Below are 14,181 nucleotides of genomic sequence, written 5' to 3'. Positions count from 1 at the left end.
CGGCACCGCAACACGGCCTTTGCCGCACACACTCGGAAGGGGTGGACCTAGCGTCCGCCCCTTCCGAGTTTCATCGCGAGCAGCGTGAAGGAACGGTCCAGCACGTTATAGGCGTTCTGTCGCTCCGGATAGGGCTCCACCACCGCAGCGCGACGCGCTTCCATACTCCAGGTCAAAGCCTGCTGGCGCAGCTGCTCGGGGGTACTCGCCGGTGAAAGCGCCAATCGCTCGGAATCGTTGCGCCCCGAAAGCTGGCGGTCGAGCATCGCCACCAGCGGGTGATTCGGCTCGATCGCCGCGAGCCGTTCCAGTGCATCCAGCTCCTGAAGCGGATGCAATTCGGGCTTGAGTTTTGCCTCGGCCACCAAGCCGCGCAGCGGCATCGGTGCGCCGTTTGCCCAGGCCAGCCGCTGCAATCGTTCCATTGCCCGACGTGTTTTCACATGCACATAACGACCGACATAGCGCACCGCGAGGGCGCGTCGCAGCTCATCAATACCGGATGATTTTTCGAGCCAGTGGCTCAGCGCCCGCGCACCGTCACGAGCAGGCTCCCGGCCAAATCGGATGCCGTACTCACCAATCAGTTCCGCCAGCCGTGAGACTTCGAGGTTGAGGATGCCGGGGGCAAGTTCACCGAGGAAGTTCGGGTCACGCAGTTCCAGATCGAGTTCATCCACCTCATTGAGCTGGCCGAGCATGGCCGCGTCGTGCTCGCGGACGAGCCCGGCGCGCGCAGCCTGAGCCATATTGCCGGCAACCGCCACCACGTTTCCGAGCAGTGCGCCGTGCTGCTGGGCAAACTTTTCGGCACCCTCGCGCGCCTTCGCGATCGGGTCTTCATCGCTCCAGGGCGAGCCGCCATAGGTGTCGGCGTGGGTCAGCACCCCAATCGCGTGGGAGGCAGCTTCCGCGGGGGTGTTGGTCACCGAGGCCCACTCGCGCAGGAAGTCCATGTCATCACGCATCGGCATGTCATGGAACACCGCAAGCAGTGCATCCGCTGCCCGCACCCCTTCGTGGCCGAGCACGGTACGACGGGTCGCGTCCTCATGCGATTCGGTCGTGGTTGCGAGCCCCGGAGTATCAATCAGGGTCATATCCCGGAGCACTTCGGACTGCAGATACACCACCGCGTGCTGCACGTGTTCGGGAGGGATGGGCAGTCGTTCCGGCAGGCAACCGTTGTGGAGATCAAAGGGGATGCGCCGCCCGTCGCGGGTGTATACCTCGCCGCGTTCGGGGCCACCGAACGTGTAGTGGGTGGTGACCTTGGTGCATTCCACCGCTGCGGTGGGTGCAACCACCCGACCCACGAGCGCGTTTACGAGCGTGGATTTTCCAGCTTTCACGCGCCCAACCACGGCGAGGCGAATGGTCTCGTCCAGCGAACGGCGCACGAGATCGGTGGTGCGTCCGGTATTCGGACGATCCACGCGGTCGAAGGCATCGCAGAGCTCAAAAATGGCTCGGCGCATCCCCTGGCTGGTTTCTATTGATCCGCTCATACGCGCTTCGTGGTGGCGACCGCGTGGGCGACTTCACTCAGCGGTCGCATCTTGAAGCGACTACTGAAGTCATCGAGGCTGTCGTGGTTCCCGTGCGTGGCATCGTTGTCGAGTCGCACGAATATCCCGTAGGGCTGGCCTTCATAGAGGTACACGTGCGAATAGCCGCCGCTACCGTCGGTGAAGTCGCCTTCCCAGTGGGGGCCCGCCTCTTCTCCGTCAACTTCCCAGGTGTCCGGGTCGGAGTTATAGAGACTCTCGGCGTAACCCACCGCCTCATCGTAGGAAGCAAATTCCATCACGTAGACGTAGCTGTTCGGCCGGTCGTACCAGGAACACATCTTCTGCGAGTCGTCACCCGTGACCGGATTGCAGGATGCGCCTTCGAAGGAAACGAGCCAATCGAGCGCGGGCTGCCCGGTGAGCGGTGCGCAGTTCTCGCCTTCTGCCGCGGTTTGACCGTCCCAGCAGTCGAGTGGCCCATCGCCGACGACCACTTCCTCGTTGTATGGCGTTGGCGTGGGGCCTTCTTCAGCTTCTGAGGAACTGTTGCTGAACAGCGCAACCGCACCCCAGATGATGCCGCCCACGAGCACCACGGCCGCGACGATCGCGAGCACGAGCATCAGCGGGTTTTTCTTCTTGGATGCCCCCGTGTTGCCACCGGCGGCACCCGGCCGATTCGGGCCACCGGCAATGCCATAGCCCGAGACCGGTTGGCCTGCGGCCTGCGGTCGGGCTTGCTGCGGCCCGGATGCTTGGCTTCCGGCCGCAGGTCGGTACGGCTGCGTTGGTGGTTGGTTTGGGTTGCCCGTTGGATGCTGCATCCCCGGTCGCATTGCGGCCCCCTGGGTGGTTGCGTTGCCTCGCACGCCCTGGCTCAGGTTCGCCGTGCCCTGACCTTGGTTTTGCGGTCCCTGGTTTGGCTGTGCGGGACCCGGCTGGCCCGGCATACGGGGCTGCTGGCCGAGCCCGGGAAGCGGGCCCGTTGCACCCGGTGGCAAATTCTGTGCGGGCCGGGCCTGCACGGGTGCCGGTGTCGGGGGCGGAGTGGAGGGCCGTAGCGGTTGCGCCGCACGGACTGCACCCAACGGTGCCACGTGCAGGGCACCCTCGGCAACCACAAGCTTCGGGTCATCGAGGGTGGCGATCCGGATGCCGGTCCGCTCGCGAATCATGTGGCTGATCGCCGGGGTGCGCGAGGAACCACCGGTGAGGTAGAGCACCTCGGGGGCTGGTCCGCTCACCTGCGCGAAGACATCCGTGAGGAGCTTGCCGGCCCGGTCGAGGTCATCCGCAATGAGCTTTTCGTATTCCTTGCGGGTGATTGTGACCACCGCATCCTCTTCACCCAGGCTCACCGCGATGTCAGCATCCGGGCGGGTGGAAAGCTCAATCTTTGCGGAGGTCACCGCGCGGCTGAGCGTGGTCTGCGCGCGCAATTCGGACATGGTCTTGGGCCGGTGTAGCCGGTCGGCGAGCTCCGAGTGGCCGCGGCGGGCAAGGGTTTCCAGCGCCCAGTCGAGCAACCGCGCATCGAAGGTTCGACCGCCGAGCACCGGGTCGCCGCCGTAGGCGAGCACCCGGTAGCCCTCGGGTAGCTGCGGTGCACGCTCCAGGACCGCCAGGTCGAGGGTCCCGCCACCGAAGTCAAAGACCGCGACCCGCGAACCGGGCGCCGCGCGATGATTGCGCGCATAGTGCGCAGCCGCGGCGATCGGTTCATTCACGGTGCGGATGGTTTCGGCGGCAAACCCGGCCGCGACGGCGCCTTCGCGTAGCGCCTCAATTTGCGAGGGCGCCCAGGCGACAGGGTGGGTCAGCCAAACCTCGGCGGGCGAGGAACCGTCCTGGCGTCGCAGGGCGGCGGCGCGAACATAGGAATAGATTTCCCGAACAATGTCATTCGGGCTGACGATCTCCCCCGCGAGCACGACTTCGCCTCGGCCCACAAGCATTTTTGGCGAACGTTCAAACCCATCCGGGTGGCGCAGCTGCGCGTTGACGGCTTCTTCACCAACGCGGAAGCCGCTTGGCGTGAGCACGATCGCAGACGGCATCGAGGTGCCGCTCTCGCTCAGCGAGATCGGTCGAATGGCTCCCTGGGCATCGATGGCAGCCGCGGTGTTCGACGTACCAAAGTCGACTGAGAGGCGCCAGGCCATATGCACCATTCCTATCGTGAGTTTGCGGGTACGCGTTCAGCGAGCCGAGATGGAAGACTGTATCGAGGATACGACTTTAGGGACTTGGAGCCGAAGAACGGTCCGTAAGTCGCAAGATTTCATCGTGCGCGGAGGCCATTGCCTGTTCGATCTGCGCAATCTTCGGGTTGATTTGCCCGAGCCGCCGCTCCCGTTCCGACTCGCTCGCGCGCTTGGCTGATTCGAGTCTGGCAAGCTCCGTCTTCGCATCCGTGGCCGACTGTCGCAGGTCTCGGTCAAAGACCTTGCGGGCGTCGGTAGAAACCACGCCGAGCACACCCCGTACCGCGCGGTCGAGGGTCTCGCGCAGCTCGATCGTGGCGTCATTTACGGTCTGCAGGACCGACTGCCGCTTGGCCTGGCGGCGCGCGAGAATCACGCTGAAACTCCCCATCACGGCGATACCAATGAATGGGGTCGCGGCACTCGCAATGAACATACCAAGCAGGCTCCCGAGGCCCGAACCCATCAGCACACCCGAGATCATCATTCGCGGGTCGATGGATGCGGTGCCGCGTTCCAGCCCGGCTTTGGGTCCGGCGCTGGCTTCGGCCGCACGACGCTCTACCTCGGCGATGAGGCTCCGCGAGGGGTCCATCCCCGCGGCGGCATAGAGGTCAGTGAGCAAGCCCGCGCTGCGGTTCACAATGCCGCGCAGCGCTCGACCGATCTGCACCTCAATATCGGCCGCCATTTCATTCATAATCGCGACGCTCTGCTTTTCGCCCATCCCGGTGCCGAACTTCTGCACCCGGTCCTTCCAGTGCGCGCCGAATTCACGTGCGAGTCGCGAGTTCGCAGAGGTCAGTTCCACCCGCACCCGGTCAACCTGGGCATTCCAGTCGTACTTCGAGTCCTCAAAGGTACGCAGCAGCTTCTCACGGTGGTCGCGCACCGCCAAGAGCGCATCATGCTTCTCGACAATGCCGCCGAGTGCCTCGCGCTCAGTCTGCAGCTGTACGAGGGGCTTTTCGAGCATCGCAATGCCCTGCCGTAGGGCGTTGAGCGTCGGTAGTTTGGATGCGCGATCCAGCGGCGCGCGCAGGGCGCGGATGAGTTCGTGCACATTGCTCGAACCGTAGAGCTTGCGGCGCCGCTCTTCGTTCGGCTCAGCAGCGGCCCGCTCCCCCCAGGCTCCCGAAACCGCCACGATCGGGATGTTCCCAAGGCGCGGATCGCGTGCGGCAAGAATCTGCCGGTTTTCTTCCAATACCGCCTGCCAGTGGCCGCGATAGAGGTCAATCTTCGTAACCGCAAGAACCACCGACTCGACCATAGTCGAGCAGTGGACGAGAAACTCCAGCGCCGGTTTTGTAATCCGGCCCGCCGCATCCGTCACCATCAACAGCACCGAAGCATCCTGCGCGCGAGCGATCGCCCGCATCGCATATGCCTCACTCAAACCACCCGATCCCGGCGTATCCACCAGGGTGACCCTGCCAAGCGGTGATTTCTTCACCGCGCGGGCTGCCTGCAGGGGCGGCTCGTCCGCATCCAACAGGGCACGCGAATCGATCCGCACCCACTGATCAAGTTCGGTGGCAGGGATGCGCCGCAGCCGGGGTTCGGATGCGTATTCCAGCTCGGCCTGCCCGGCCGGGAATTTCTCCGACTCCGGCACGTAGCTCACCGAAAGCCCGGTGGTTTCGGTGGCGCCCACGGGAGCCATACCGGGCGCGCCAAGGATCGCGTTAATCAGGGTAGATTTGCCGCGATTCATCTCGCCAACCACCACAACGGTGGGCTGACGCCCCTGGGTGTCCTTGATCATTTTGGCGATCCCCGCGAAGCGGTCCGCCAGATCGTTTGACTTCGCCGCAGCCCCGAGCTGACGGAAAGCGAGCGTCGCCGAGTTGGGCTTCGGCTTACTTTCAGTCTTAGGGGACTCTGTCGTCATGCCATTACCGTAGTTCCTCGAGCGATCGCTTTACCACCATCGCTTGGTTCAACACGCATACATCCATCCGCTGACGTACGCGCGAGGTAACACTCATGCGCTCTGCGCGACGATGAGCTCTTCGATGCTGTGACCGGGCTCGAGCGGTTCGCGGACCGGGCCGGGTGCGGTGCCGTCACCAAAGGGCGACCCGCCCATTTCCTCGCGGTGGTGCGGGGTGAACCAGTTGGCGAAGTTCGGGCCCTTGGGAACAATCTTGGTGGGGTTAATGTCCTCGTGCACCTCGTAGTAGTGGCGCTTGATATCCACGAAGTCAGTGGTGTCACCAAACCCGGGAGTCTGGAAAACATCACGGGCGTAGGCCCAGAGCACCGGCATCTCGCTGAGCTTCTGCCGGTTGCACTTGAAGTGGCCGTGGTAGACGGCGTCAAAGCGTGCGAGGGTCGTGAACAGGCGCACATCGGCCTCGGTGATGGTGTCGCCCATGAGGTAGCGACGAGTTTCCAGTCGATGTGAGATCTTGTCGAGTGCGTTGAAGAGGCGATCGTAGGCCTTGTCGTAGGCATCCTGCGAGCCGGCAAAACCGCAGCGATAGACACCGTTATTGATTTCCGTGTAAATCAGTTTCATCACCGATTCCATCTCATCGCGCAGGTGCTCCGGGTAGAGGTCCGGGGCACCGTCACGGTGAAATTCGGTCCACTCGGTAGAGAAGTCGAGCGTGATCCACGGGAAGTCGTTCGTCACCACAGCCTTCGTGGGGATATCGACAATTGCTGGCACGGTGATGCCCTTCGGGTAGTCCTGGAACCGCGCGAAGTAGGCGTCCTGCAGGCGTTCATAGCCGAGCACCGGGTCGCGGCCCTCTGGATCCTTGTCGAAGGTCCAAGAACGAACATCGTGGGTGGGACCGCATACGGCCATTGAGATGGCGTCTTCGAGGCCGAGCAGCCGACGGACGATCGTGGTGCGGTTGGCCCAGGGGCACGCTCTCGAGACGACGAGGCGATAGCGGCCGGCCTCGACTGGCCAGGTCTGGATGCCCGGCCCGACCGGGCGCGCATCCTTAGTAATCCGATCGGTGATGTAGGCGGTGTCGCGGGTGAATTCCTCGCCCATCGTGGTGTATGCGCCCTTGGTCGAAAACTCGTCACTCATGCTCTCAATCGTAGATCAGCGGCTTGAGCGGATGGGCTGAGTGGGTGGGCAGAGCGGTTGAGCAGGGGTGCTGGCTGGGTACGTGATTGATCAGGTGAAGAGCGCTCCGGGGACCGGACCCCTGGTGCGCAGCGTGTGGTGACCTTCGGCCCGCAGAGCCCGGTCCAGTGCGGCCGCGGCTGCGGCATCCTCTGCGAGAAAGGCGAGGGTGGGGCCGGATCCGGACACGATCCCCGCCAACGCACCGTGAGTCTCACCAAATTCCAGGGCCTCGGCAAGCTCGGGCCGTGCCCGCAGTGCCGGTGCCTGGAGGTCATTGACGAGGCATTCGGCGAGCAGCCGCACATCGCTATTGCGCAGCGCGGTGAGTACCGCTTCCGGTACCTCCGGGTTTGGCGTCGGCCCGAGCTGCTCGGCGAAGGTGAGACGGTGCCGGTCGAGCGCCCCATACGTCTGCGGCGTGGACATCCCTTCCGCACTAAACCGCAACACCCACTCAAAGCGTCCCTCGACAAGCGCACAGGTGAGGTCGTCGCCGCGGCCGGTACCGACGGCAACGCCCCCGTGGAGCGCGAAGGGAACATCGCTGCCGAGTTTCGCGGCCAGCGCGCAAAGATCTTCGCGGGTCAGGTGGGTCCGCCAGAGCGCATCGCAGGCAACCAGCGTGGCCGCCGCATCCGCCGACCCACCGCCCATGCCTCCGGCAATCGGCACCCGTTTGGTGATGCGCAGGGCGACATTAGCCGGATGCCCGGTCTGCTCGGCGAGGAGCCTTGCGGCTCGGATCGCGAGATTCGTTTCGCCGGTATCTAGTCGCGAGGTATCGAAGGGGCCGGGCAGATACTCCAGTGAGAGTTCTTCGGCTTCGGTCGCTTCGACGTCCTCGTAGAGGTCCAAGGCCATGAAGGTGGTTGCGATCGGGTGGTAGCCGTCGGCGGCAAGGTCGCCGACCGCGAGCGTGAGGTTCACTTTGCCGGGGGCACGAGCCGTCACCCGAATGCCATCCGCGGAATCGGTGACGATGCGCAGCGCGCCGGTGGCAGCGGCGGTCAGACGCTTCTTCGTCGTACGCTCATCCGTGCCCATGCCGGTACACACTATCGGGCCAGTTGGATGAATTCCTCAATGCTCAACGCTTCGCCGCGCGCAGTCGGGTCCAGCCCTGCCGCTTCCAGTGCGGCGGATGCTTCGGCAGCGGAACCGTACACACTCGACAGCGCCTGCCGCAGCATTTTGCGGCGCTGGCCGAACGCGGCATCCACGATGCGGAAGAGTCGCTCGCGCATCGCTTCGTCGCCCGGCAGTTCCTCGTGCGCTTCGAAGCCGACGAGCACCGAGTCGACGTTCGGGACCGGCCAGAACACTTTCCGGCCCACCAGGCCCGCGGTCTTCCAGGTGCCGTACCACGCTGCCTTCACGCTCGGGGCGCCGTACACCTTCGATCCGGGCGCCGCGGCGAGCCGCTCACCCACCTCGTTCTGCACCATCACGACCCCGCGCTTGAGACTCGGCAGTCGCTCCAGCAGGTGCAGTAGCACCGGCACCGAGACGTTATAGGGGAGGTTCGCGACCAGCGCCACCGGCTCCCCCGGCACATCCTGCACCTTGAGCGCATCCTCGTGGATGACCGTGAGCCGGTCGGCCACCGACGCCGCGAATTCGTCCGCAGTCTGCGGGAGCTGCTCGGCCAGACGACCGTCGATTTCGATCGCGGTGACTCGTGCATCCGCCTCGAGAATCGCGAGCGTCAGCGAGCCGAGGCCCGGGCCCACCTCGAGGATGTGTTCGCCCGCTTCGACCTTCGCGGTCGCAACAATCCTGCGCACCGTGCCGTGATCGTGCACGAAATTCTGCCCGAGCTTCTTCGTCGGCTGCACGTCGAGCTTCGCCGCCAGTGCGCGGATCTCGTTCGGGCCAAGGAGCCGCACCTCAGCCACGGCGCGCCGCCAACCAGGATGCGCGCTCGGTCGGGTCAAAGGGGCCGTAGAGCCCGAGCGTGTTTTCGGCGATTTGGCTCGCGAACTCGTTGACGTCCACCCCGAGGTAATCGGCCATGAAGCGGATCGTGTTCGGGATGATGTAGGGCGCGTTGGGGCGACCGCGTAGCGGCACCGGGGTGAGGAAGGGTGCATCGGTTTCGACGAGCACCAGCTCCTTCGGGAGCACGCGCAGCGCCTCGCGGAGGTTCTCGGCGTTCTTGAACGTCACATTGCCGGCGAAGGAACAGAACCAGCCCTCATCCGCGGCGATTTTCGCGAGTTCCGCGTCACCCGAGAAGCAGTGGAAAACCGTGCCTTCCGGCGCACCCACCCGGCGCAGGGTAGCGACAACCTCAGCGTGTGCATCCCGGTCGTGGATTTGCATCGGCAGACCGCGTTCCTTCGCGAGCGCGATGTGCGCTTCGAAGGACTCGTACTGTTTCGCGATCGCCGCCTCGCCGGAGGTGCGAAAGAAGTCCAGGCCGGTCTCCCCGATGGCCGCGACCCGAGCATCCTTCGACAACTCGGCGATCTGCTCGAGGTGCTCGCTAAGCGCCCCCGCTTCCGCAATCCTGGGCGCCTCATTGGGGTGGATGGCGACGGCGGCAAGGAGCCGCGCATCCGCGTTTGCGGCCCAAACTTGCCAGCGGCTGGAGGCGACATCGCCGCCGACCGTGATCGCGCCGAGGATGTTCACCTGCTCCGCGAGATCCATGTGCTCGCCGATCTCGAGGCCGGTTTCGCCGTCCTCGATTTCGAGGTGCGTGTGATTGTCGTAGCACGGCACCTCGAGGGGTTCCGGGAGCTCCGGATACTTCAGATCGCGCCGCGCGCCGTTTTCGGCCTTCGCCTCGCGCTTCCGCGGATGCTGGCTCGCGACCGCGTGCTGACCTGACGACGGGCTGTCTACCGCGGCGTTATCTGCCGTCGCGTTTTCCACCCTTGCGTTTTCCACCATCGACGGAGGTTATTCCTGCTCGATGCGGGGGAAGAGCGAAGCGAGATCGCTCACGCGACCAGAGGACTTCCAATCAAGCGCCTCAGTCGGGGTGATGCCCCCGAGCGCGCCTTCGCCGCCGATTGCGCCCCAGAGCTTTTCGGTCGCGATCGGGGTGATCGGATTCAGGAGTACCGCGAGGACGCCCAGACCGCGGACGGCGGTCGCGAGCACGGCTGCGAGTCGGTCGCGATTCGCTTCATCCTTCGCGAGCACCCAGGGCTGCTGGTCGGTGATGTAGAGGTTCAGTGCATCCACGAGCTTCCAGATTGCGGCGATGGCCTGGTCCACGGCGAAGCGGTCGATGGCCTCTTCCGAATCACGAATTGCGGTGCGCGCGATCTCGAGGATCTTTTCGTCGTCGACGTGCTCCTGCACATCCTGCGGGATATCGCCGTCGAAGTACTTCTTCACCATGCTGATGACACGCGAGGCGAGGTTACCGAAACCGTTCGCGAGCTCCGCGTGGTAGCGAGCGGAGAGGTCTTCCCAAGAGAAAGAGCCGTCCTGGCCGAGGTGGATGGCGCGCATAAAGTAGTAGCGGAATGCATCCGAACCGAAGGTGTCGGTGATCTCCTGCGGCGGAATACCGGTGAGCTTCGACTTCGACATCTTCTCGCCGCCCACGAGCAGCCAACCGGTCGCGAACACGCGCTTCGGCGGCTGGATCTTCATGGCCAGCAGCATCGCGGGCCAGATCACCGCGTGGAAGCGGAGGATGTCCTTCCCGACGATGTGGTTGCCGGGCCAGCGGCGCTCGAACTGGCCGTCACCATCGCCGTAGCCGATCGCGGTGAAGTAGTTGAGCAGCGCATCCACCCACACGTACACAATGTGCGACTCATCCCAGGGCACCTTGATGCCCCAGTCGAAGCTGGTGCGGGAGATCGACAGGTCGTGCAGGCCCGACTGCACGAAGCTCACGACCTCATTGCGCGCCGAGGTCGGCTGGATGAAATCGGGGTGCGCCTCGTAGTAGTCAAGGAGCGGTTGCTGCAGTGCCGAAAGCTTGAAGAAGTAGTTGCGCTCCTTGAGCAGCTCCATCGGCTTGGAATGGATCGCGCAGACCTTCTGGCCCTCGTACTGTCCCTCACCGTCAACGATTTCCGAGTCCGGTTTGAACTCTTCACAGCCCACGCAGTAGAGCGCTTCGAACTCATCCTCGTAGATGAAGCCGGCGTCATTGAGTTCGGTGAGGAACTTCTGCACGCGCGTCTCGTGGCGCTCTTCGGTGGTGCGAATGAAGTCGTCATTCGAGAGGTTCAGGGTCTTGAGCATTGGGCGCCAGGCTTCTTCGACAAGCTTGTCGGCCCATTCCTGCGGCTGCATGTTGTTGGCGACGGCCGAGCGCATAATCTTTTGCCCGTGCTCGTCGGTGCCGGTGAGGAACCAGGTGTCGTCTCCGCGCTGACGGTGCCAACGCGCAAGAACATCCGCGGCCACCTCCGCGTACGCGTGACCGATGTGGGGCACGTCGTTGACGTAGAAGATGGGAGTAGTGACGTAGAACGATTCGCCAGAAGCCATGAGGATCAGTCTAATGCTTGCGCTGTACGCCAATTACCACGTTACGTTCGCCCGTCGCATCCGGCGCGCAGTTCCGCAATCCGTCACTCGATGCAGTTTTTGGCCGCTCGAACAGCAACCAGCGACGAGTTACCGTAAGGCAGGGCCGCAATCCGTCAACGGGTGCTGTTTTCGGCCGCTCGAACAGCAACCAGCGACGAGTTAGTGCGGGGCGGCTAGTGGCCGAGGGCGCCTTCGTAGAGGTCGCGCTTGCTCAGGCCGGTTTCGGCGGCGACTTGCGCGGCCGCATCCTTCAGCCGCATGCCTTCGGACTGCAGTTCGAGCACCCTGGCGACCGCCGCATCCTCATCGACGATCGCGGGAGCGGCACCGTCAACAAGCAGCACGATCTCGCCACGCACACCCTCCCGCGCCCACTCGGCGAGTTCGGATGCGCTGCCCCGCACGACCTCTTCGTGCAGCTTCGTCAGTTCCCGGCATACGACCACCTGCCGTTCCGGAAACGCCGAAGCGAAGGCTTCCAGCGTTGCGGCAAGCCGATGCGGAGATTCGTAGAACACACTCGTGCGAGGCTCCACTTTCAGCGCTTCAATGAGTGTCGCCCGTTCCCCCGCCTTCCGCGGCACGAAGCCTTCGAAGGTGAATCGGTCGGTCGGAAGCCCGGAGATCGCGAGCGCCGTGATCACCGCGCTCGGGCCGGGCACGGAGGTGACCGTGACGTCCGCGTCGATGCAGGCGCGCACGATGGGATAACCGGGATCGGAAATCGCAGGCATCCCGGCGTCCGACACCAGCACGACATCCTGCGATGCGGCCAACTCGGCGATCTCCGCGGCGAGCTCGCGCTCATTGTGTTCGTGCAGCGCCAGCAACCGGGGCCGGGATTCGACCTCGAGCAGCTTCAGTAATTTCGCGGTGGTGCGGGTGTCTTCGCACGCGACAACTTCGGCAGCTCGCAGCGTGTCGATGAGCCGGGCGGATGCGTCGCCGAGGTTACCGATCGGGGTTCCGGCAAGAATAAGCATGTCCCGAACCTACTCGGCTCCGCTGCGGACACGAAACGGAGCCCGCCACACGCGTGGGAACGCAGCTCCGACGAACCGACCACGCCGCACCGACCCCAACCCCACGTCGGTCAAGCTCGCCGCGACAAATCGCGAGGGCGAAGCCCGGTGCCACAACCTGTGTTTAGCGCCAGCCCGGCAGCCAGTGCGTCAGGTGCCAGTACCAGGTGGGAATCTGGATGCCGCTCCAGACCGGGTAGAACACCAGCGAGACGAAAATTCCGAGCACGAGAAAGCCGGCGACGATATTCACGGCCGGGGTGCGCATCCGCCGGTCGTCCTTGGGCGTGCCGGCGATAGTTTGCAGTGCCAGCGCCGCGGCGAGGAACATAAACGGCAGCCACGCGATGACATAGAAGTGATAGACCGCGGTACGGCCGGTGATCAGCCACGGCAGGTAGCCGGCGGCGTAGCCGATGATCACCGCGACATATTCCCAGCGTGGCTTCACGAAGAGCATCATCACCAGGAACACAATCGCCACGGTGCCAAGCCAGTAGAACAGCGGGTTCGACAGCGAAGTGATCGCTTCCACGCACTGCTGCGCCGTGCATCCGTTCTCGCCCCGATCGAAGTAGTCATAGGAGAACGCAGTCGGTCGTAGCAGGAACGGCCATTGAATCGGCGCTGAAGTGTAGGGGTGATCAGCGCCGAGCCCGGAATGGAATTTCAGTACCTCGGATTGGTAGTGCCAAAAGTTTTGGAAGGACAGCGGCACCCATTCGAGCATCCCGCCCCAGGCACGAGGGAAGGCGCCATCGATCACTTCCGACTGCACCCAGTTGGCGTAATAGCCGGCGCCGGTCCTAAACCAGCCGATGAAGGTCAGCAGATACAGCGCAACAGACAGCGGGATCGTCAATAGGAACGACGCCCAGCCCTGCTTGAGTACCGCTCCCGAAAGCCAAAAGGTGATTCCGGCTTCCTTGCGGGTGGCCGCGTCGATCCCGATCGTAACCACACAAAATATGGCGAGGAAGTACGCTCCCGACCATTTGACGCTCGCGGCCGAGGCGAGCGAGAGCGCCATGGCAATCAGCCAGGGCCGCTGCCACAAAATCGGACCCCAGGAAGGCCCTGTGGGTGGGGTCTTCGGCGCTTTGATCGTGAGGGTCCAGCGGCTCGGCGTGGCTTCGAGCGGGATGCTCGGATCTTTCGCGTGTTCACGCTCGCGCCAGGCTTTGGTCCAGGCAAAAATCTGCCGCCGCTGATCATCGCGGTCATAGAGCAGGAAGAGGAAGCCGAGCAGCACGAAGAACATCACCAGCCCGTCAAGGATGGAGATGCGGCTGGTGACGATCGCGTGGCCGTCGAGGGCGAGGAAGCCGGCCGCAATCGCCGCGAGCCCGATCGAGTTGAAGAGTTTTTTCGCGACGAGGTACAGCAGCGGTATCGCGAGTAAACCAAAGACCGCGACCGTAATCCGCCAGGCGTAGGGGTTCTCGGCGCCGAAGAGTTGCATCCCCCAGCCGATGAGATATTTCCCGAGCGGTGGATGCACGACATAAGAGGGGTCGGCGGTGTAGGCGTAGACGTCTCCCGCGGCGAAGATGTCCCGGCCGTCTTCCGGCCATTCGGCTTCATAGCCGAGGTTGACGAGCGTCCAGCTGTCGAGGACGTAATAGACCTCGTCAAACACCAGTTTTGCGGGCTGCCCGAGGCGCACGAAGCGCACGAGTGCGCCGATCAGCGTGATGATGCCGAGGATGATCCATTCGGTTCGCCGCGCGAGCTGCGGGGTCGCGGTCCACTTCTGCCATAGATCATCCGCCCAGGATCCGGTGGGCGGCTTCAGGCGCCGCGACCCGGTTCGCTGCACATTGCTCGTCGCTGTCACGCGCCCCATC

The 14,181-nt window shown here is 64.0% G+C and carries 10 protein-coding genes; all 10 read right to left on the bottom strand.

Annotated features, from left to right (window positions below):
• Window positions 1–47: 47 nt before the first annotated feature.
• The 10 genes from F8O05_RS08380 to F8O05_RS08335 all read right to left on the bottom strand — a co-directional run bounded on the left by F8O05_RS08380 (window position 48) and on the right by F8O05_RS08335 (window position 14,171).
• Window positions 48–1,508, bottom strand: a complete 1,461-nt coding sequence (locus tag F8O05_RS08380; RefSeq protein WP_158052276.1) for a dynamin family protein — start codon at window positions 1,506–1,508, stop codon at window positions 48–50.
• Window positions 1,505–3,673: an Hsp70 family protein gene (locus F8O05_RS08375; protein ID WP_192497098.1), complete on the bottom strand. Its 2,169-nt coding sequence runs from the start codon at window positions 3,671–3,673 to the stop codon at window positions 1,505–1,507. The genes F8O05_RS08380 and F8O05_RS08375 overlap by 4 nt, the downstream gene beginning before the upstream one ends.
• A 76-nt stretch (window positions 3,674–3,749) precedes the next feature.
• Entirely contained in the window at window positions 3,750–5,609 is a 1,860-nt protein-coding gene (locus F8O05_RS08370) for a GTPase (protein WP_158052274.1), read from the bottom strand.
• A gap of 93 nt (window positions 5,610–5,702) precedes the next feature.
• Window positions 5,703–6,767, bottom strand: coding sequence for a glutathione S-transferase family protein (locus tag F8O05_RS08365; RefSeq protein WP_158052273.1), 1,065 nt, complete (start codon window positions 6,765–6,767; stop codon window positions 5,703–5,705).
• A 90-nt stretch (window positions 6,768–6,857) separates the two neighbouring features.
• A complete protein-coding gene (locus tag F8O05_RS08360; RefSeq protein ID WP_158052272.1) occupies window positions 6,858–7,853 on the bottom strand; it encodes a 4-(cytidine 5'-diphospho)-2-C-methyl-D-erythritol kinase in 996 nt (331 codons plus the stop codon).
• 11 nt (window positions 7,854–7,864) lie between these two features.
• Window positions 7,865–8,704 carry a 16S rRNA (adenine(1518)-N(6)/adenine(1519)-N(6))-dimethyltransferase RsmA gene (rsmA, locus tag F8O05_RS08355; protein ID WP_158052271.1) on the bottom strand — a complete coding sequence of 280 codons (840 nt, stop codon included), beginning with the start codon at window positions 8,702–8,704 and terminating at the stop codon, window positions 7,865–7,867.
• The gene (locus tag F8O05_RS15020; RefSeq protein WP_158052270.1) at window positions 8,697–9,704 is read right to left on the bottom strand and encodes a TatD family hydrolase; all 1,008 of its coding nucleotides are present in this window, start codon (window positions 9,702–9,704) and stop codon (window positions 8,697–8,699) included. Before F8O05_RS15020 ends, rsmA begins: the two co-directional genes overlap by 8 nt.
• A gap of 9 nt (window positions 9,705–9,713) precedes the next feature.
• Window positions 9,714–11,270, bottom strand: coding sequence for a methionine--tRNA ligase (gene metG, locus F8O05_RS08345; protein ID WP_158052269.1), 1,557 nt, complete (start codon window positions 11,268–11,270; stop codon window positions 9,714–9,716).
• A gap of 215 nt (window positions 11,271–11,485) precedes the next feature.
• Window positions 11,486–12,295 (bottom strand): 16S rRNA (cytidine(1402)-2'-O)-methyltransferase, encoded by an 810-nt coding sequence (gene rsmI, locus F8O05_RS08340; RefSeq protein ID WP_158052268.1) that lies wholly within the window; start codon window positions 12,293–12,295, stop codon window positions 11,486–11,488.
• A gap of 163 nt (window positions 12,296–12,458) precedes the next feature.
• Entirely contained in the window at window positions 12,459–14,171 is a 1,713-nt protein-coding gene (locus F8O05_RS08335) for a dolichyl-phosphate-mannose--protein mannosyltransferase (RefSeq protein ID WP_192497096.1), read from the bottom strand.
• Between the last annotated feature and the right edge of the window lie 10 nt (window positions 14,172–14,181).

It is taken from the genome of Gulosibacter chungangensis (assembly GCF_008831155.1).
GTDB classification, from domain to species: Bacteria; Actinomycetota; Actinomycetes; order Actinomycetales; family Microbacteriaceae; genus Gulosibacter; species Gulosibacter chungangensis.
This window is presented reverse-complemented; position numbering and strand designations above follow the sequence as displayed.